Source organism: Nostoc sp. FACHB-892 (assembly GCF_014698795.1).
Classification (GTDB): Bacteria; Cyanobacteriota; Cyanobacteriia; order Cyanobacteriales; family Nostocaceae; genus Nostoc.
Genome location: NZ_JACJTR010000033.1, coordinates 60,461 through 79,217 on the forward strand (window position 1 = coordinate 60,461; position 18,757 = coordinate 79,217).

Genomic DNA, 18,757 nt, shown 5'->3' on the forward strand with positions numbered 1-18,757 from the left:
AAACTATACACTACTTTTGATAGTTTAGCTTTGAGGTGCGATGCCAACTCTTGGAGACGCTACGCGTAGCAAGTACGCCTACGCGCTCACAAATTCTCTATAAACTCTTCTGGTGAAACCTTTGCTTGCTTAAGAACACCACTGAGTGTGCCAACTTTTAACTCGCGGTGAAGTGGTACAACACAAACAATTTCTCCTTCTAAAGTTGGTTTTTTAAGTACAACATGACTACCAGTTTGTCTAGTTTGAATAAATCCTAAGCGCTCTAATGCACGAACTGTCTCATTGCCTGATATTCTTGGTAATCTAGGCATAGCTAACCTCTATGCTAGTTACAAACCTGGGACTAGTATCAGTGTCGAGTAAAGGACATTCTTCTAAATATAGCTTTGTAGCTTCTTTAAGATTAGCAAGAGCTTCTTCAATTGTTTCACCTTGGTCAACTGTGCCAACTTCAGGACACTCAGCAACATACATATCTTCTTCTTTGTGAATAATGACAGTTAATGTTTTGATTTTCATGGGATTTTGTTTTGATAGGGATAGTTGAGCGATGTCTATGGCGGCAAGCTACGCACTGCTTTTTCTAGTTTAGCTTTCAGGTAGTGTTTAACTATTACCTCAATTAATCAGCTTAATTATTATTGTCAGATAATTCCAAAATATCATCAATTTCATCAGAACACTGTGCAGCTTTCATCCAAATGGTTTGTACTATAGAATCAAAATCAAAATAAACTTTTCTCCCTTTCAGCTCAGGAAACAAATTTATAATTATTTGCTCTAAATATTCATTGAATATAATATTATGGAACCTTTTATCAAAACATTGGAAAGAAAGTTCATAGTAAAACATATTTTTCTTAATCAATTCACTCAAGTATAGACACACATGATAATCTTTTGATTTTTCAAACAGTTGAGTTGCTAATTTGGCTGAGGCTATAACACTAGGTAAGTCCATATAACTGACACCTACACTTAATCTGGCATTAACTTTGATGAATTCATTGATACAATCGTGAGCTAAATTTGTTTTTAGATTTCGTACTTCAGACTTGACGTTATCTATCAACAGCCTTCTGGCTTCTTCTTGCTGTATTTTCTCGATATTCTTTTCTTCTTCTTGCTGTATTTTTTTCAATCTATCTTCTTCGGCCTTTTTTTCAGACTCTAATTTCCGTTTTTCTGTATCATATTTACCGGCTGGTGTTCCTTGATAGATGTTATAAGCTATCATCGCTACAACAAATGTTGTTAATGCAAACTGCCAGTTAATAAATAATAGTATCAACGAAGCTAATAGAAGTAAACCGCCTAGATTAGCCCATTTTTCTCCCTCTAATGTGTTTGGTGATTTTGAATTTTTACTTTGTATAGAGGGTTCCGAAACCTTACTTTCCTCTGTATCTAAGCTTGAAAGAGATATCTGACTTGTAGTATCTTCTTCTATATGTAAAGACGACCAGTTATTTTGTACTACTAGTTCAAACTCTTGGTTCCAAGCTGAAAATTCCTCACCTGTTTGTCGTCCGTAAATTTTTACTCTCTCAATAGATGCAGTACCTAAACCAGTTATCCCTTTACGGAGAAATGCAACCAAGGCTTGCTGATTTGGTACTTGGGCAGATTCTAGCATTATCGCAAGCATCCTTGAGTGCTACTTTCGCTGTAATCCCCTTGGGTTGTAATTGACGGTTCATCAGAGATGCGATCGCTTGTGCATCTCCCTGTTTTGCAAGTTCTAAAAGATTTGGCTGTGTCATAACCAATAAATCCGAAAACCTAAGAAAATATCTTCTATCTCAGGGTTCCCCATTTACAGATAAAAACAACATTTTAAAAATCTTTAAAGTCTTATAGTTAAAATATAGCGAAATTTATTATAATTGCTGCAAAAACAACAATTTTAGACTATTTTTCTGCGTCATAAGTTTTAAACATTAGCGTTCCTTTGTAATCACAGAACTACCATTAGTAATACTTACTTTTTGAATAAAAATTTCAGAACAAGATGATAAAATATCAGTGCTGATTTGATTAGCAATAAACTCAAAATCTTGGTTTGTTAATCCCTGTGCAGTATCGCCGCTTAAGTTAATACAAATAGTTAGGGGTTGAGGATTACTAGAAGAGTGTTCATTATCTACTGCTTCTAGTTCAGCTTCTGCTATGCCTAAATTAAACTCTTTACTCCAAGATGGAAACTCCTTACCAGTTTGTTGCCCGTAAACTTTCACTATTTCAATAGATGCAGCCCCTAACGCGGTTAACCCTTTGCGGATAAATGGAACTAAAACTTGCTGATTTAGTACTTGGGGAGATTCTAGTATTACCTCCAAGCAAGTATCTTGGAAGGCAACCTGTGCAGTGATTCCTTTGGGGTGTAAGTGGCGGTTCATCAGAGATGCGATCGCCTGTACATCTCCCTGTTTTGCAAGTTCCAGAATATTTGGCTGTGTCATAACCAGTAAAAGAGAAAATCTAAAAAAATCAACTTATATTCTCAGGATTCCCTCTTGACAGCCTTAAGTAACATTATGATGCAAGATATCAGCTAACCTTGGCTAAAATGTCTAGGATAAAGATAGTCATTCACAGACTTTTGCAAAAAATAGATTTTACCTGTATCAACATCAAAAACTCTTGTTTTTGTGCTTGCCATAACAGGATTAATATTAATCAGTTTAATTCAAATTTTAAATATGAAGTTTTATCGAGATCATACTTGGCCCTCGACGCTGGAAGAAGCCATCGTTATCCAAGAAAAGCTGCGCGATCAAGTAATTACTGAGGATCAACTCCAAGAACCTATCAAGTACGTTGCTGGAGTGGATATGGGTTTTGAAGCTGATGGAACAATTAGCCGTGCAGCTGTCGCAGTACTGAGTTTCCCTGATTTGCAAGTAATCGAGACAAGCCTAGCACACCGTCCTACAACCTTTCCTTATGTTCCTGGGTTCCTCTCATTTCGGGAAATTCCAGCTGTTCTCGATGCCCTGGAGAAGATTAAAACAACACCAGATATCATCCTGTGTGATGGTCAAGGAATCGCCCATCCCCGTGGATTAGGTATAGCTAGCCATTTAGGATTACTCATAGATATGCCGACAATTGGTGTAGCCAAGTCCAGGTTGGTAGGTAAGTATGAGGAATTGCCAGAAACAAAAGGCAGCAGACAACCACTTATATATAAAGGTGAAACAGTTGGCGCAGTTTTACGCACACGCGTAGGAGTAAAACCTCTCTACATCTCCAGTGGCCATCGAGTTAGTTTACCGACAGCGATTGACTATGTATTACGCTGCACGCCCAAATATCGGCTGCCAGAAACTACGCGCATCGCTGATAAATTAGCGTCGGCTAAATAAAGCTTGTTGAAATTTTTCTCAAATACTTGCTTGTACCGACTCAAGCGTGTTAGGAATCGCACAGAAAGAAGTTGAAGTAGCTAAATACGATTTACGAAGTTAGAACAATGAACGCACTAACTTTACAGTGGCACGATGCAGGTCAAGATAAAACTCAGAGCATTTACGAACAACAGCCAAGCCAAAATCATGGTACTGTCCGCATTGGTCGTGATCCACTCCGGTGCGATATTGTTTTGAGTCACCCCACTGTCTCTGGTCTGCACGTTGAAATATTTTTTCATCACCAGCAGCAGCGCTTTTATATCAGGAATTTGCGATCGCAAAATCCCCCCCTGATCGATGGACGGCAATTAGTCCAAGGTGAAGTGCCTTTAACTGAAGGCAGTAATATCTCTTTGGGACAAATACAACTCAAAGTTACTAAAATTTCCACAGGCAGTATTCCAGTAACAATTTTGCTGCCACCGCATCCATTAGTCCATACAGGACATCACCAGTATTCACCAACACCAGGAGTTTATGGCTTAGAATGCCCCAAATGTCATAAAGTTTCCCCAGGAGAAAATCTACAAATTGGCTGTCGTTGGTGTGGCACATCTTTAGCTGCGGCTGTGAGTGTGTTGGTAGGAGGGAGTTAGAAGTTAGGAGTTCAGAGTTAGGAGTTAGAAGTTAGGAGTTAAGAGTTAGAAGTTAGGAGTGACAAGTAGAGACTGGAGAAGAGTTTTTTCCATGCCCAATGCCCAATGCCCCATACCCAATTACAAATGACCAATGACCAATGACTAATGACTAATGAACAAATCCAATTGAGTTGGGAAGAACCAGCGACGGGTGAACGGCGAGAACCAAGGTTGAATATGCCGATCGCTTTTGGTCGAGAATTCGTTCGCTTACCTGCTGAACTCCGAGGAATGCGCGTTTCTCGGATGCTGCTTAACAGTAACGAAGTTTCTCGTTACCATGCTCTAATTGACTGGGAACAAGATCATCTGGTAGTTATTGACCAAGGCAGCGTTAACGGTGTGTATGTCAATGGCCAACCACAAACGCGCAGTGTTTTGGTTAATGGCGATACGTTGCAAATTGGCCCATATCTAATCACAGTGACCTTTGCTGCTAACGTACCTGCACCAGATACCACCCCTCCTTCAACGATTCACTTCAACGCAAATACCAATCTTCCAGACCCTAGTTTGCCTGTAGCCCAGCCGTTAACGCCCTTGGCGAGTAATTTTCCGCCACTAGCGCTTCAGGCGGAAAATGTTGCTGTGCAAGCACTTCATGCTACAGGTTTACCAGTAGATGAATCTGATTATCTAGCGATCGGAGCGGGACTGGGTAGCTTTGTTTGGGCTGATTTGCTGCGAATTAGTGGTGTGCGTGCTGACAAAATTGTGGCTTTGGGATTAGAAGGAGAACCTTATGCTCGTTACAAGCGCCTTTGTTTGAATTCGCAAATTCCCTTATATGAAAGACTGCGATCAAATTCTGACTCTTGTCCTGATAATATTTGGGGCTGGCCTAGTTATGCCTTGCGTGAGGCTTGGCACGATTGCACTAAGGGGGAGATGAAATCAGCATTCAAGTATTTATGGCAAGTGTTTGCTGAACCAACATTTGCGGAAACTTATACACCCCGTGCAGGTAACGTCTTTGATTCCATAGACCGGGAGGCGAAGCGCATTGGTTGGAATCAAATTTATCGTTATGGGCGAGTTAGGGTAATTCGCAAAACTGATGATGGCAGGTATTGCGTAGCCTATTCTCGCGCCCCAGGAAATTATGCTTTTTTAGTTACTCGTTATTTACATTTAGCTACCGGGTATCCAGCAATTCAGTTTCTTCCAGATTTGCAAGCTTATAGAGAAAAATATCAAGATTTTAAATCTGTCGTGAATGCTTATGAAGCACACGATCATGTTTATGAGCAACTAGAGCGACATGGTGGTACGGTATTGATTCGTGGGCGAGGAATCGTGGCTTCGCGGATTGTACAGCGCATTTATGAAGTAAGAAAGCGAAATCAGAATATTGCAGTTTTGCATTTAATGCGATCGCCAAAACCTCAAGGCAACAAATTTCAAAATACCCAGCGCCTAGTCAAAAATCATTACGAATTTCAACCCTTTAACTGGCCCAAAGCCTGTTGGGGCGGTGAACTCCGGGCAATGTTAGAAAAAGCCACCCCCGATGAACGCAAACGCTTACTAGCAGACTGGGGTGGAACTACCACCGCCGACCGCCACGACTGGCAACAAATTACTGCCCAAGGGATCAGCGAAGGCTGGTATCAAATTACTTTTGGAGAGGTTTTGGATGTAGAACGAGATGCCCAAAACCGGACTATTACCCATATCCGAGAGCAAAAGTTTGGGGAAATGAAATTGCTAGCTGATTTTATTGTTGATGCTACTGGACTGGATGCCAAGGTAGATGCTAATCCCCTAATATCAGATTTGGTGAAACATTACAAACTTCCACTTAACCATTTAGGGAGATTGACTATAGCGAACAATTTTGAGCTAGTAGAGATGCGTAGTGGCAAAGGTCAAATGTATGCTGCTGGGGCTATTACTTTAGGTGGCCCTTATGCCGCAGTTGATAGTTTCTTGGGCTTGCAATATGCTGCATTAGTCGCCGTTGATGGACTCGCCGCCACCCGTGCGCCTGGAGTCCATCGTTTGAATAGTATAAGTTCCTTTAGGCAGTGGTTGAAGTGGGTGTTAAATCAGTCACCTTAGTCTCAGAAGGAAGAAGGCAGGATGAATACAGTATTTATATTTTTATGTCGCTCATTTTTGCTCAACACCGATCAAGGTTCTACTAACACTGATGTACCAAGTTTGACCATTTCATAGAGTTCACGGACATGCTCGTTATACATCCGAACACAACCAGCAGAAGCTGCTTTTCCGACGGATGATCTATCAGGAGTGCCATGAAATCCAATGTATTCTCTGCCAACATTCCAAAACGCAATCCAGCGTTCTCCCAACGGATTATTTTCACCCGGAGGAACTAAAATTCCAGTGTTAGGATTTGTCCAATCGGGGTTTTTCAGCATTTCAATAACTTTGAACTTCCCTATTGGCGTTTCCAACCCCGCTTTACCAACAGCTACTGGGTAACTAGCTTGTAAATTTTCTCCTTTATATACATACAGCTGCCGTGTACTTCTTTTAAGCACTAGACGGATGGGTTGTTTAGAAGCTATTGGAGTAGCTAATTTTCCTATAGGAGGTGTTGGCTTCTCAATTGTCTTGTGGGAATTTACACTTTGGCCAACAGTGACGTTAGCGTTATGTTGTGATTGCATCCAGAAATATAATCCAATTGCACCAAAAGCAATACCCAAACCAGTAGAAAGATACAGGCTATTCTTTATTATCTTAATCTGCATAAACTATTTGTCTTGATAATAGGCTTAAGAATTAGGATGGATTAAATAAATCACGACTATCAGGTTTACTTAGAACCTAATAGCCAAGTTTTAGTTTCTCGTTGCACCTTCCTCTCGACTCTACTTTGCAGTAAACCACTATTTGGATAAATAAAAATATTCCGAATTAAAGTATTAACCAAATGATTTCTGAACTTTCGATTTTTCCTTTTCCAGGTTGCTCTTTGTTGTCAATCTTTTCAGAAATCTATCTATTTTTACCCTCGTCTGATTGGGAAGTTTTGAAGTATTACAGGTACTTTTGGAGATGGTCTAGTAGGTCTTCTTATCGTTCTTTTTTGAACCCTTTCTCTCTGTGGTGTGTATGTTACTGGCCGAACCCGTGGTGTAGATTTTCGTCTAACACTGGCACTTCCACGTCGTACAGCCCGTGTTGTAGATTGTCTTCTACGAAGCGATTGATCTGGTTTAAAAGCTAATTGGTTACTTTTTGGTTCTTCTATTGCCCGTCCTGCAACAGGCGGTTCACTAAATGTATTTTTATTTGGTTCTATTGCCCGACCTGCGACAGGAATTTCTTGCGCCAGTAACCTTTGTGCTGGAAGACAAATTAAACTCACGAAAACAAATACAGCAGTGGTAGAAAGTATAAATTTCATTTTCTTTAATAAACCTTGGTTATTAGCTTACTTCACTTCAATAATTTTCAGAATGCCAAACTAAATTATCGAAAGTTACGGTTGAATTCCTTACACGACAAATTATTATTTCCTTCTAACTTATCTTCACGCCATATTCCATCTTGCTCAGTCTTATCTTTAAAAACATATACTCCTTTTCCTTGACATTTATTGTTAACAAACGCTCCTATATATTCATTTTGATTTCTCAGTTTCAAACGTCCCATCCCTTGGAACTTATCACCTTCAAACTGACCTAAATAATAGTGAATATTGCTTTCTACCGGATATGATAATCTTCCACATCCATTCCGCTTATTATTTTTAAAGTCTCCATAGTATTGAAAACCATTATTTTTGAAAATCATCAATCCTCTACCATTAGCTTCTTTTGTTTTTGGATTTATCTTTCCATAGTATTTATAAGTGCTAGTTTCCCACGTTGGTTTTCCTGTAGCTGGAGGAGGTGAAGATAGTTGTTGATCGTTATCACAAGGTAACGGTGTTGTTGCAGAATCCGGTACAGTATTTAATTCAGGAGTTGTGGTTGGTGTTATATCTGGTGTTGTTGTGGAATCTGGTGTTGTTGTGGAATCTGGTACAGTGTTTGATTCAGGAATTGTTGGAGATGTTTGTTGCGCTAGTATTTTTTGTATAGGGATAAAAGTTAAACTCGTGGAAATAAATAGACAAGAAAAAGAAAGTACGAATTTTATTTTCATAAAGAAAATAACCTTTGTTTTTAACTGTATGTACACTACCATTACTAATGGTAATAAACTAGAATTTAAAAAAATTATATTACATAACTTAGCGCAACTTCATTAAAAATCGGTATATCTTTTTAACGTATCAAAGCAATTAATTATCAATTCATAAAAGTCCAATATATAGAGGTAAAGTCCTTTGAAGCGAATTGACAAAATCTACATTTAATGTATTACCAATAAAATAGGATTTATGGTTCTATTGATTTCTATAAGCTGATAGCGATATTTACGACGGGCTACGACTACATCTAACTTCTTCTCAATCAATAGGGCTTAATGCAATTACTTGTGTCTTTATTGAGATTAGGGCTTTCTTAATGAACAACTTCGCTTGTACTGGCATAGAGCGGATCATCACTTAAGCCAATAAACTGAAATAATTAATATTTTTGGCTAAAAAGCTGATATTGAAATAATAGGTGCTGAAGACTCATTACATAACAAATTCTCACTTCCTTTTAATTTATCTTCATGCCACAATCCATGTTGCTCAGTCTTATCTTTAAAAACATATACTCCTCTTCCTTGACATCTATTGTTAACAAATTCTCCTATATATTCATTTTGATTTTTTAATTTTAAACGTCCCAGCCCTTGAAATTTATCATCTTCAAACTGACCTAAATAATAGTCAATCTTACTTTCCACCGGATATGATAATTTTCCACATCCATTACGCTGATTATTCTTAAATGCTCCATAGTATTGAAAACCATTATTTTTAAAAATCATCAACCCTCTACCATTGGCTTCTTTTGTTTTTGGATTTATCTCTCCATAGTATTTATAAGTGCTAGTTTCCCACGTTGGTTTTCCTGTAGCCGTAGGGGGTGAAAATAGTTGTTGGTCATTATCACAAGGTAATTGAGAAAATTCTAAAGAAGTTGATGTTGCTGTAGGTATTGGTGCTGTGGTTGGTGTTTTTGTAGGTACTGGTACAGTGTTTGGTTCAGAACTTATTGGAGATGTTTGAGGCTGTTTTGTAATTACTGGTTGGGGATTTGGAGGGTTTTGTTTTTGAGTATTTTCAGTAGAATTAGGTACTGCATACTTGAATGCAAGAAACACAAGTAAAACTGCTCCACCTATCACCATCGCTTTCCAATGAGAGGGAAATCTCCAGCTTGCTGGCTTTAGTTTTGGTAATGGCCGAGGATGTGGCAATGAAGTAAGCGCTTGCAACGCTTCTGCTGCTGTTTGGTATCGCTGACTAAAGTTGTAACGTACCATTTTGGTTAAAACATTAGCCAGTTTATTGCTAATATTCGCCTCATGTTGCCAAATTATTTCTCCGGTTGTAGGATCATCTTGGAAGTCTTGAGGTGATTTTCCTGTCAAAGCTTGGATACCAATCACTCCCACTGCATAGATATCACTAGATAGTCTTGGCTTGGAATTAGCTTGTTCATTAGGCATATAACCATTGGAGCCAATAACAATAGTTGAACTAACTTGACCTTGAGTATCCGCACTCAAACCTTTAATTTCTTTAACTGCGCCAAAGTCAATCATCACAATTTTGCCATCATGACTACGACGCATCAGGTTTTGGGGCTTGATATCGCGGTGGATGATATTCTCCCGATGAACGACAATCAAAACTTGTAAAATTTCTTGTAAGAGTTTGACAACCTCAGCTTCACTCCATTGGTTACCAGGTATTATTTCTGCGCTTAAGTTATACCCATCTACAAATTCTTGCACTAGATAAAACTCGCCGTTTTCCTCAAAATGAGCAAATAGTTTAGGTATTTGGTTGCTAAGATTACCTAAACGGTATAAAACTTCTGCTTCACTCTCGAATAGTCGTCTAGCAACCAGCATAACTTCCTGTTCGGATGCTTTAGGTTTAAGCTGTTTCACGACACATTTGGGATGACTAGGTAAATCTATATCTTCTGCTATATATGTGTCACCAAACGAACCACTTCCTAAAAACTGTAAGATTTTATAGCGGTTACGAAGGACTATGCCTTTCATATTGTATTTTGCAGAGTATTTCGATTGTACTTTAGATATTTTCTTATCTTATCTATTAAGTTGCTATTATAGTCCCATCTGAAAGCAATTACCCACTGCTGTAAAGGAAGTGTGTTCATGGGTTTGTTCTTGTAAGTCTTTATTAGGATATAGCTAACTACAGATATTCACAGCGCGATTCCTGAAAAGACTATACACAATTGGCAAAATTTTTACAAGTTGTGATGAGTTCTGTAACTTCTTTATTTTAGACAAATCATTGATATTAATGAGCTTAAAATAGGGGCCTATTTTACTTTTAGCAGAGTAAATTGCAACAACAAAAGCTTAGAGGGGTCAAACTTTATACTAATCGCCTCACCATGAGCCGGATCATGGCAATAATGTAGATAAACGTCTCCGATGTTCCGGGTAATAACTCATAGTCTCTAAACAATCGTCGATATCCCATCAGCCCACCAAAAGTGCGCTCTATGACCCAACGTTTTTTGGACAATACAAAGCTTATGGGTTGTTTTGATGGCAGAATCACCTGTTTAACCTTAGCAGCGATCGCTCATCAATTGGAACTTTAAATGGTAATGTCTAACGACAACCTACTGCGCGTCTACTCTCCCTCTTCTCTCTTCTTCAGCGCTCTTTGCTTTGCGCCCTTCTGTGCGAAACCCGTAAGACCACTCCTTTTAAATAGTTTTTATGAAACAAATAGTATTTTTACCCCAAAGAGAGGAGATTTCCAAATGCAGACAAAGTAGAATCTAAAATAAAGTATATATACAAACTGTTTATGCAATGGGCTAATTTTCTAGCCAAAGAAGCTGCTACTCATGGCTTATCCCTAAAGCAAACAGCAGCGTTTCTAAAGCATTTTAAGATTGAAAATTTAGGTAAAAGTGAAGCTAAACTTGCTAGCGAATTAAACGTTGATATTGCTGCTTTCAGACAATTGATGGGTGAAGTATATAACAAGTTCGCCCAGAATTATCCTGAGTTAGCGATTTCTAACAGTCGGGATAAACTAGAAAAGTTACAAGCTTACCTGACGGCAAAATATAATAGCGAATTCGATGCTCTCAAACCATTGGCAGCCATGCAATTATTAAAAACGCTGGTGGTTCGGGAAAGACTGCAACAAGAACCTTTGGTTGCGAGAAGAATTTGTAAATTTTTAGGATATTTGCCTTTAGCGTTAGAGTTAGTAGGGCGATATCTGAATAAAATACCAGATTTGTCTCTGGAAACAATACTTAAGCGGCTAGAGCAAAAACGAATAGAACATGAAGCAATCATCAATGATAACTCATTGATAACTTATGAATACGGTGTAGCTGAAGCTTTTGAGTTGAGTTGGGAACAGTTGGATGAAAATGCACAAAGCTTTGGCTGTTTGCTAAGTTTGTGTGCTATAGCTGACATTCCCTTATCTGTTGAGGCGATAGAAGATGACACAAAACAAGAACTCAATCAGAAAGCCATAGCCGATTTACTAGAATTGCATTTGCTACAACAGAAAAGTAAAGGAATTTATCGTCTAAATCCACTGATTCGCCAACTTTTCCAAATTAAGTTAGATAAGTCAAGCGAAGCGGATGAAGCAAAAACTAAATTTGCAACGATGATGTTAGAGGTAGCAAAGCTAATTCCGCAACAGCCTAACTCTAAAGATATTCTTAACCTTACTTCACATATCCCGCACATTACAGAAGTTGCAACCCACCTATCTCAATATCTCAGTGATGAAAATCTAATCACTTTGTTTACCAAATTAGCTTGGTTTTATCAAGGTCAAGAACTTTATCAGCAAGCAGAATCTTGGTTAAAACAGTGTGTAAAACTGGCTCAAAATCGTCTTGGTTTAGAACATACTGATGTCGCTGCTAGTTTGAATCATTTAGCAGGACTTTACAAATCTACAAGACGTTATAGCGAAGCTGAACCCTTATATCAGCAAGCTTTAGAACTCAGAAAACGCCTGCTGGGAGACAACCATCTTGATGTTGCCACTAGCCTAAACAATTTAGCATTACTTTACGAATCGGCAGGACGTTACAAGGAAGCCGAACCTTTACTTGAGCAAGCTTTAGAATTAAAAAAACGCCTGCTGGGAGAAGAGCATCCTGATGTAGCCACTAGCGTCAGTTATTTAGCATTACTTTACGAATCTACAGGACGTTATAGTGAAGCCGAACTTTTGTATCAGCAAGCTTTAAAACTGTGGAAACGCCTAGTGGGAGAAGAACATCCCCATTTCGCCACTAATCTAAACAATTTAGCAGCATTGTACTGTTATACAGGACGCTACAGCGAAGCCGAACCCTTGCTTGAGAAAGCTTTAAAACTGAGAAAACGCCTGCTGGGAGACAACCATGTTGATGTCGCCACTAGCCTGAACAATTTAGCACAACTCTACGAATCTACAGGACGCTACAGCAAAGCTGAACCCTTGTATCAGCAAGGTTTGGAACTAAGCAAACGCTTGCTAGGAGACAACCATCCTGATGTTGCCATTAGCATGAACAATCTAGCAGCGCTCTACCGTCATACAAGGCGCTACAAGAAAGCCAAACCCTTATTTGAGAAAGCTTTGAAAATTTGTGAACGGACTTTAGGTGTCAGTCATCCTACTACTATGACGATCCGGGCAAATTATGCAAGCTTTTTAAGAGAATCATATCACTAGCGATCGCTGCATATAATTCGTAATACTCGTCTTTGGCAATAAGCAAGCTACGTAATTTGTAAAAAAAAAGATCCCCCTCTTCACCAGCGAAGAAGGGGATAGATTCTACTTACATCCTAAAGATTCGCGAGTATCTACATTAGTTTTAGAATTAACACCACTTGCTTTAACACAAAGTTTTTTCACTTGCGTCCCATCTAAAATTGCATTCGTAAAATCAGCACCTGTGACATTTACATCATCAAAAATAGAACGCAGCATCATGGCATCAGTCAACACAGCATCAGTTAAATCAGCATCCTTAAACTTTGTTAGATAGGCTATGCCTTCACTAAAATCAGCACCATGCAGATTTACTCCCTCCAGCAGACTACCGTTAAACACGACACCACGTAAATCAGTATTGCTAAAATTAGCATTCTCTAATTTGAGATTGGTAAACTCAGTACCAACTAAACTTTGACCAGAGTAATCTTTACCCTTGAGTTCATCATTACCTACAGAACGGGTAATACTGGAAGAACTTGCAGCTTGCGCCGATAGGGGAAACCAAAAAAGAACCATCGCTAAGACAAAGCTAGCTATTATTCGCCAATATTTCATAATGTCTTCTTAATAAATCTCAACAATTGCACTATTAACTATTAAACCTCACAGGAGGAGACAAGGGAGTGGGGAGTAGGAGATATGAGGGAGACAAGGAGAATAACTCCTTAGCCAAGAGTCAACACTCCCAAATTCAATACACAAAACTGTAAAACCAGAAAGCATCTCGTAGGATTATAGATGTTGAGGTGCGATGCCTAACGGCAAGTTGCTCCGCATCTACGCAAAATTACCTGTGGCTAATCAAGAAGACAACGCCCAATCTCTAGCGCGAACCCCTTTATATCAAGTGGGTGTAGAACTTAAAGCACGCTTTACCAGCTTTGGCGGTTGGGAAATGCCTGTGCAATTTAGTGGCATTAGCCGTGAACACGAAGCTGTAAGAAATACAGCCGGAATGTTCGATATTTCCCACATGGGCAAATTTACCCTCCAAGGTAAAAACCTCATTTCCCAACTCCAGTCTTTAGTGCCTTCAGACTTGAGTCGATTGAAAGCCGGTCAAGCACAATACACCGTCTTGTTAAATTACCAAGCGGGAATTATTGACGACATCATTGTTTATTACCAAGGTGAAGATGCCACTGGGACACAGAGGGCATTCATCATCGTCAATGCCGCAACCTCCAGTAAAGATAAAGCATGGCTATTGCAACATCTTGACTCGGATAAAGTACAATTCCAAGACCTTTCACCAGAAAAAGCCTTAATTGCCGTGCAAGGACCAAAAGCGATTAAATATCTCCAGCCACTAGTGCAAGAAGATTTACAACCAATCAAAGCCTTCGGACATTTAGAAGCAACCCTACTAGGGAAACCTGCCTTCCTGGCCCGCACAGGCTACACCGGAGAAGATGGCTTTGAGGTGATGGTAGATCCAGATGTGGGGGTAGAATTGTGGCGAAGTCTCCATAAAGCTGGTGTTACGTCCTGTGGACTCGGTGCAAGAGATACTCTGCGCTTAGAAGCGGCTATGGCACTGTACGGACAAGATATCGATGATATCACTACACCCTTAGAAGCAGGTTTGGGGTGGCTAGTTCACTTAGATACTAAAGGCGATTTTATTGGTCGGGGAATTTTAGCACAACAAAAAGCCGTTGGAGTGCAGCGTCGATTGGTAGGTTTGCAAACCCAAGGACGTAATATTGCTCGTCACGGCTATCAAGTGTTATCCGCAGGTAAAGTTGTGGGAGAAGTTTCTAGTGGCACTCTTTCGCCTACACTTGGTTATCCCATTGCCTTAGCTTACGTTCCTACTCAACTAGCATCCGTTGGTCAGCAGCTAGAAGTCGAAATTCGCGGCAAAGCTTACCCAGCAGTTGTAGTTAAACGTCCCTTTTATCGGTCTAAAAATCGTGTCGCCAACTGATAAGTGCCAGGGTTTTTGAGGAATAATGTGTTGTGAGTTAGTCAATCTCCAGTAAGATTCATTACCAGATATGGCTTGGATGACTGTTGGGGCAATTATTTTTTTGATAAGGGAGAGGAAGTGATATGTCTTTTGAATATCCTCAAGATTTCAGATACTTGGATTCTCATGAATACGTGCGGCTAGATGGCGAAATTGCCACCATTGGCATTACTGAGTTTGCCGTACATGAATTGGGCGATATCGTCTTTTTGGAACTGCCAGAAATTGGCGATGCTCTTACTAGGGGAGAAAACTTTGGCACAATTGAATCAGTGAAAGCCGTTGAAGAACTGAATTCACCAGTAACAGGAACAGTTGTAGAACGTAATGAAGCCTTAATTAATTCTCCTGAAGAAGTGTCAGAAGACCCCTACGGGGAAGGGTGGTTTTTAAAAGTGCGCGTCAATGACCCTGGTGAAGTTGAGGATGCCTTGACAGCAGATGAGTATCGGGCGCAAGTAGAAGGAGAGTAACGAGTGGGAGATGAGGGGACAAAGAGGACAACGAGGACAAGGTAAAAATTTTCTCCCTCATCTCCCTCATCTCCCACTCCACCCGAAGATAAGTTATGAAATTTAGATGAACTGAAAAATTACACCTACTTCTCATGAGTATTTATTGCAAAATATGAAATAGTACTATCTGGAGAGTAATTTGTGGTATTGAACGCCCCTATTCTCAAGTCTCATGAGCAGCAAGTGCTGGACGAAAAAAGTCAAAAGTTAAGTAGTTTTGCGCCAAGGCACATTGGCCCTAACTCTGATGACATGCAGCATATGCTTAAGGTTTTAGGGTTTCCCAGCCTAGATGCTCTAATCGACCAAACAGTTCCACAGGCAATTAGGCTGAAGCAACCGCTAAAGTTACCAGAAGCAGAAAGTGAGTATGCAGCACTGACATTCTTAAAAAAAGTTGCTGTCAAAAATCAAGTTTTCCGCTCATACATTGGTATGGGATATTACGACACTATTACCCCACCTGTGATTGGGCGCAATATCCTAGAAAATCCAGGTTGGTACACTGCCTACACTCCTTATCAACCAGAAATTGCCCAAGGGCGACTAGAAGCGCTGCTAAATTTTCAAACCCTGATTATCGACCTCACAGGTTTGGAAATCGCCAATGCTTCGTTACTTGATGAAGCCACAGCTGCAGCCGAAGCGATGAGCCTAAGCTATGGTGTTTGTAAAAATCAGGCAAATGCCTATTTTGTCTCTCGTGACTGCCATCCCCAAACTATCGATGTGTTACAAACACGTGCTAAACCATTAGGGATTAAGATTATTGTCAGTGATCATCAAACATTTGATTTTGATCAACCAATTTTTGGGGCTGTTCTCCAATATCCTGCAAGTGATGGCACCATTTACGACTACCGCGCTTTTATAGAAAAAGCTCATGCTAAGGGTGCATTGGTAACGGTAGCAGCAGATCCTTTAAGTTTAACTTTGCTCACCCCTCCTGGAGAATTTGGCGCTGATATTGCTGTCGGTAGTACCCAGCGCTTTGGTATTCCCTTGGGGTTTGGGGGACCTCATGCGGCATACTTTGCTACGAAGGAAGAGTATAAACGGCTGGTTCCAGGGCGAATTGTGGGAGTATCAAAAGATGCTCAAGGTAAGCCTGCATTGCGTCTGGCGTTGCAAACCCGTGAGCAGCACATCCGCCGCGAAAAAGCTACTAGTAATATTTGTACTGCACAGGTGCTACTGGCAGTGATGGCGAGTATGTACGCGGTATATCATGGGCCAGATGGACTGAAGCAAATTGCTGAAAACATCCACTCTTTGACGGTGTTGCTGGCACAAGGACTGAAACGTTTGGGTTACATTGTCGTTTCAGAATCTTTCTTTGATACGCTGCGAGTAGAGCTAGGAACACACAATTTAAAAAATATTCTAAAAGATGCTGAACAACTTCAAATTAACCTGCGGGTTTTTAATGCAACTGCTGTTGGTATATCATTAGATGAAACTACTACACCAGAAGATTTAATCGACCTTTGGCATATTTTCGCTGGTACAGATGATTTACCTTTTACCTTAGAAGAATTAACTGCTCCGCTTCCCCATCTTCCCCTCCCCCGTACCAGCACCTATCTTACCCATCCCGTTTTTAACCGCTATCATTCAGAAACTGAGTTATTGCGCTATCTGCACAAGCTGGAAAGCAAGGATTTGTCGCTAACAACATCGATGATTCCTTTGGGTTCTTGCACAATGAAGTTGAATGCAACAGCTGAGATGATTCCGGTAACTTGGGAGGAATTTGGCAAGATTCATCCGTTTGCCCCTTCATCTCAAACGCAAGGTTATCAATTTCTGTTTAAGCAACTTGAGGCATGGTTAGCTGAAATTACTGGTTTTGCGGGAATTTCTCTACAACCAAATGCTGGTTCTCAGGGCGAATATGCTGGACTTTTGGTAATTCGCCAATATCACGAAAATCGGGGTGAAGCACACCGCAACGTCTGTTTGATTCCTACTTCGGCACACGGGACAAATCCGGCGAGTGCTGTGATGTGCGGGATGAAGGTAGTAGCAGTTGCCTGTGACTCACAAGGTAATATTGACGTTGATGACTTGAAGGCTAAGGCAGAAAAACATAGCAATCAATTAGCCGCCTTAATGGTGACATATCCCTCAACTCATGGTGTTTTTGAGGAGCCAATTCAGGAAATCTGCGCTATTGTCCATAATCATGGTGGCCAAGTTTACATGGATGGGGCAAATATGAACGCCCAAGTAGGGATTTGCCGTCCTGGAGATATTGGCGCGGATGTTTGCCATTTAAACTTGCATAAAACCTTCTGTATTCCTCATGGCGGCGGTGGCCCTGGTATGGGGCCTATTGGGGTAGCCTCTCATCTTGTGCCTTTTCTCCCCGGACATCCTGTGGTAAGAACTGGTGATTGGGAACTGGGGACTAGGAAAGAAGAAATTCCCAATCCCCAATCCCCAGTACCCAGTACCCAGCATATTGGTGCTGTTGCTGCTGCACCTTGGGGTAGTGCGAGTATCTTGGTGATTTCTTGGATGTATATCGCCATGATGGGTGCAGATGGTTTGACCAAAGCAACTAAAGTGGCAATTCTCAACGCTAACTACATTGCTAAGAGACTGGAATCGTACTATCCGGTTTTGTATCAGGGGAAAAATGGTCTAGTTGCCCATGAATGTATTTTAGATTTGCGATCGCTCAAAAAATCAGCTGCGATCGAAATTGATGATGTTGCCAAGCGCCTCATGGATTACGGTTTCCATGCGCCGACTGTCTCCTGGCCTGTAGGGGGTACAATCATGGTAGAACCTACAGAAAGTGAATCTAAACAAGAGTTGGATCGTTTCTGCGATGCGTTGATTTCTATTCGCCAAGAAATTGCTGAAATAGAATCAGGCAAGGTGGATACCCAAGATAATGTTTTGAAGAACGCACCCCACACTGCCGAAAGTCTTATCACTGGAGAATGGCAGCATTCTTATTCTCGTGAACAAGCTGCCTACCCTGCGTCTTGGACTCGTGAATATAAATTCTGGCCAGCTGTCGGTCGCATTGATGCAGCTTTTGGCGACAGGAATTTTGTTTGTTCTTGTCTGCCAATGGATGCTTATTAAAATCAAGTGAAGAGTTAGGAATTATATCATGTCCACTTGATTACTTATTAAATCCCAAGAACCCCATCCCGACAAACCTACGTCGGGATGGAGTTTTTGACTAAAAGTAGTAAGAGGCTATTTATAAAGTAAATCTAAAGGCGAGTAGGAGGGGATTACTGCAAGGATTAAAATACATCAGACACAGTGTATTTACATAGTTGCTTATGGCACGAAAGTCTTATCCCACAGACTTAACT

General features: G+C 40.4%; 17 protein-coding genes and 1 pseudogene. 7 read left to right on the forward strand and 11 right to left on the reverse strand.

Going from position 1 to position 18,757, the window contains the following annotated elements; translation table 11 throughout:
- Positions 1 to 86 precede the first annotated feature (86 nt).
- From H6G96_RS29615 to H6G96_RS29630, 5 genes are all read right to left on the reverse strand, one after another.
- Positions 87 to 314 carry a type II toxin-antitoxin system HicA family toxin gene (locus H6G96_RS29615; protein ID WP_190916244.1) on the reverse strand — a complete coding sequence of 76 codons (228 nt, stop codon included), beginning with the start codon at positions 312 to 314 and terminating at the stop codon, positions 87 to 89.
- The gene (locus H6G96_RS29620; RefSeq protein ID WP_190916246.1) at positions 307 to 522 is read right to left on the reverse strand and encodes a type II toxin-antitoxin system HicB family antitoxin; all 216 of its coding nucleotides are present in this window, start codon (positions 520 to 522) and stop codon (positions 307 to 309) included. Before H6G96_RS29620 ends, H6G96_RS29615 begins: the two co-directional genes overlap by 8 nt.
- Before the next feature lie 112 nt (positions 523 to 634).
- On the reverse strand, positions 635 to 1,639 hold the full coding sequence (locus tag H6G96_RS41635) for a hypothetical protein (protein WP_242063437.1): 1,005 nt from the start codon (positions 1,637 to 1,639) through the stop codon (positions 635 to 637).
- A complete protein-coding gene (locus H6G96_RS41640; RefSeq protein WP_242063438.1) occupies positions 1,584 to 1,766 on the reverse strand; it encodes a hypothetical protein in 183 nt (60 codons plus the stop codon). Before H6G96_RS41640 ends, H6G96_RS41635 begins: the two co-directional genes overlap by 56 nt.
- Positions 1,767 to 1,943: 177 nt before the next feature.
- Positions 1,944 to 2,465, reverse strand: a complete 522-nt coding sequence (locus H6G96_RS29630; RefSeq protein ID WP_190916248.1) for a hypothetical protein — start codon at positions 2,463 to 2,465, stop codon at positions 1,944 to 1,946.
- Between the two features lie 240 nt (positions 2,466 to 2,705).
- On the opposite strand from H6G96_RS29630, the gene nfi reads away from it, so the two are divergent.
- The 3 genes from nfi to H6G96_RS29645 all read left to right on the forward strand — a co-directional run bounded on the left by nfi (position 2,706) and on the right by H6G96_RS29645 (position 6,115).
- A complete protein-coding gene (gene nfi / locus H6G96_RS29635; RefSeq protein ID WP_190916250.1) occupies positions 2,706 to 3,371 on the forward strand; it encodes a deoxyribonuclease V in 666 nt (221 codons plus the stop codon).
- A 107-nt stretch (positions 3,372 to 3,478) separates the two neighbouring features.
- The gene (locus H6G96_RS29640) at positions 3,479 to 4,012 is read left to right on the forward strand and encodes an FHA domain-containing protein (RefSeq protein ID WP_190916252.1); all 534 of its coding nucleotides are present in this window, start codon (positions 3,479 to 3,481) and stop codon (positions 4,010 to 4,012) included.
- Between the two features lie 147 nt (positions 4,013 to 4,159).
- Positions 4,160 to 6,115, forward strand: coding sequence for an FHA domain-containing protein (locus H6G96_RS29645; protein ID WP_190916254.1), 1,956 nt, complete (start codon positions 4,160 to 4,162; stop codon positions 6,113 to 6,115).
- 71 nt (positions 6,116 to 6,186) lie between these two features.
- Here H6G96_RS29645 and H6G96_RS29650 read toward each other — a convergent pair whose 3' ends face one another.
- The 5 genes and pseudogenes from H6G96_RS29650 to H6G96_RS29670 form a co-directional block, all read right to left on the reverse strand.
- Positions 6,187 to 6,774, reverse strand: coding sequence for a L,D-transpeptidase (locus H6G96_RS29650; RefSeq protein WP_190916256.1), 588 nt, complete (start codon positions 6,772 to 6,774; stop codon positions 6,187 to 6,189).
- A 257-nt stretch (positions 6,775 to 7,031) separates the two neighbouring features.
- The gene (locus tag H6G96_RS29655; protein WP_190916258.1) at positions 7,032 to 7,433 is read right to left on the reverse strand and encodes a hypothetical protein; all 402 of its coding nucleotides are present in this window, start codon (positions 7,431 to 7,433) and stop codon (positions 7,032 to 7,034) included.
- Positions 7,434 to 7,498: 65 nt separating this feature from the next.
- Positions 7,499 to 8,218, reverse strand: coding sequence for a hypothetical protein (locus H6G96_RS29660; protein ID WP_190916260.1), 720 nt, complete (start codon positions 8,216 to 8,218; stop codon positions 7,499 to 7,501).
- Between the two features lie 399 nt (positions 8,219 to 8,617).
- Positions 8,618 to 10,204: a protein kinase gene (locus H6G96_RS29665; RefSeq protein ID WP_190916263.1), complete on the reverse strand. Its 1,587-nt coding sequence runs from the start codon at positions 10,202 to 10,204 to the stop codon at positions 8,618 to 8,620.
- Positions 10,205 to 10,547: 343 nt separating this feature from the next.
- Positions 10,548 to 10,691, reverse strand: a pseudogene (locus H6G96_RS29670) (transposase); the annotation flags it as partial.
- Positions 10,692 to 10,991: 300 nt separating this feature from the next.
- On the opposite strand from H6G96_RS29670, the gene H6G96_RS29675 reads away from it, so the two are divergent.
- Positions 10,992 to 12,884, forward strand: coding sequence for a tetratricopeptide repeat protein (locus H6G96_RS29675; protein ID WP_190916265.1), 1,893 nt, complete (start codon positions 10,992 to 10,994; stop codon positions 12,882 to 12,884).
- A gap of 105 nt (positions 12,885 to 12,989) precedes the next feature.
- Here H6G96_RS29675 and H6G96_RS29680 read toward each other — a convergent pair whose 3' ends face one another.
- Entirely contained in the window at positions 12,990 to 13,487 is a 498-nt protein-coding gene (locus H6G96_RS29680) for a pentapeptide repeat-containing protein (protein WP_190916267.1), read from the reverse strand.
- 238 nt (positions 13,488 to 13,725) lie between these two features.
- Here H6G96_RS29680 and gcvT point away from each other — a divergent pair, with 238 nt between their 5' ends.
- The 3 genes from gcvT (at position 13,726) to gcvP (ending at position 18,518) form a co-directional block, all read left to right on the forward strand.
- Entirely contained in the window at positions 13,726 to 14,862 is a 1,137-nt protein-coding gene (gene gcvT / locus H6G96_RS29685) for a glycine cleavage system aminomethyltransferase GcvT (protein ID WP_190916275.1), read from the forward strand.
- 125 nt (positions 14,863 to 14,987) lie between these two features.
- Positions 14,988 to 15,377, forward strand: coding sequence for a glycine cleavage system protein GcvH (gcvH, locus tag H6G96_RS29690; RefSeq protein WP_190730613.1), 390 nt, complete (start codon positions 14,988 to 14,990; stop codon positions 15,375 to 15,377).
- A gap of 183 nt (positions 15,378 to 15,560) precedes the next feature.
- Complete coding sequence (gene gcvP / locus H6G96_RS29695; protein ID WP_190916268.1) at positions 15,561 to 18,518, forward strand: aminomethyl-transferring glycine dehydrogenase; 2,958 nt, start codon at positions 15,561 to 15,563, stop codon at positions 18,516 to 18,518.
- Positions 18,519 to 18,757: the final 239 nt, after the last annotated feature.

Bases quoted from the DNA above. Each gene is read 5' to 3' on its own strand.
- nfi (WP_190916250.1), top strand. From the start codon at position 2,706: ATGAAGTTTTATCGAGATCATACTTGGCCCTCGACGCTGGAAGAAGCC.
- H6G96_RS29630 (WP_190916248.1), bottom strand. From the start codon at position 2,465: ATGACACAGCCAAATATTCTGGAACTTGCAAAACAGGGAGATGTACAG.
- H6G96_RS29675 (WP_190916265.1), top strand. From the start codon at position 10,992: ATGCAATGGGCTAATTTTCTAGCCAAAGAAGCTGCTACTCATGGCTTA.
- H6G96_RS29650 (WP_190916256.1), bottom strand. From the start codon at position 6,774: ATGCAGATTAAGATAATAAAGAATAGCCTGTATCTTTCTACTGGTTTG.
- H6G96_RS29665 (WP_190916263.1), bottom strand. From the start codon at position 10,204: ATGAAAGGCATAGTCCTTCGTAACCGCTATAAAATCTTACAGTTTTTA.
- gcvH (WP_190730613.1), top strand. From the start codon at position 14,988: ATGTCTTTTGAATATCCTCAAGATTTCAGATACTTGGATTCTCATGAA.
- H6G96_RS29655 (WP_190916258.1), bottom strand. From the start codon at position 7,433: ATGAAATTTATACTTTCTACCACTGCTGTATTTGTTTTCGTGAGTTTA.
- H6G96_RS29680 (WP_190916267.1), bottom strand. From the start codon at position 13,487: ATGAAATATTGGCGAATAATAGCTAGCTTTGTCTTAGCGATGGTTCTT.
- H6G96_RS29640 (WP_190916252.1), top strand. From the start codon at position 3,479: ATGAACGCACTAACTTTACAGTGGCACGATGCAGGTCAAGATAAAACT.
- H6G96_RS29645 (WP_190916254.1), top strand. From the start codon at position 4,160: ATGACTAATGAACAAATCCAATTGAGTTGGGAAGAACCAGCGACGGGT.
- H6G96_RS29615 (WP_190916244.1), bottom strand. From the start codon at position 314: ATGCCTAGATTACCAAGAATATCAGGCAATGAGACAGTTCGTGCATTA.
- H6G96_RS29660 (WP_190916260.1), bottom strand. From the start codon at position 8,218: ATGGTAGTGTACATACAGTTAAAAACAAAGGTTATTTTCTTTATGAAA.
- H6G96_RS29620 (WP_190916246.1), bottom strand. From the start codon at position 522: ATGAAAATCAAAACATTAACTGTCATTATTCACAAAGAAGAAGATATG.
- H6G96_RS41640 (WP_242063438.1), bottom strand. From the start codon at position 1,766: ATGACACAGCCAAATCTTTTAGAACTTGCAAAACAGGGAGATGCACAA.
- H6G96_RS41635 (WP_242063437.1), bottom strand. From the start codon at position 1,639: ATGCTAGAATCTGCCCAAGTACCAAATCAGCAAGCCTTGGTTGCATTT.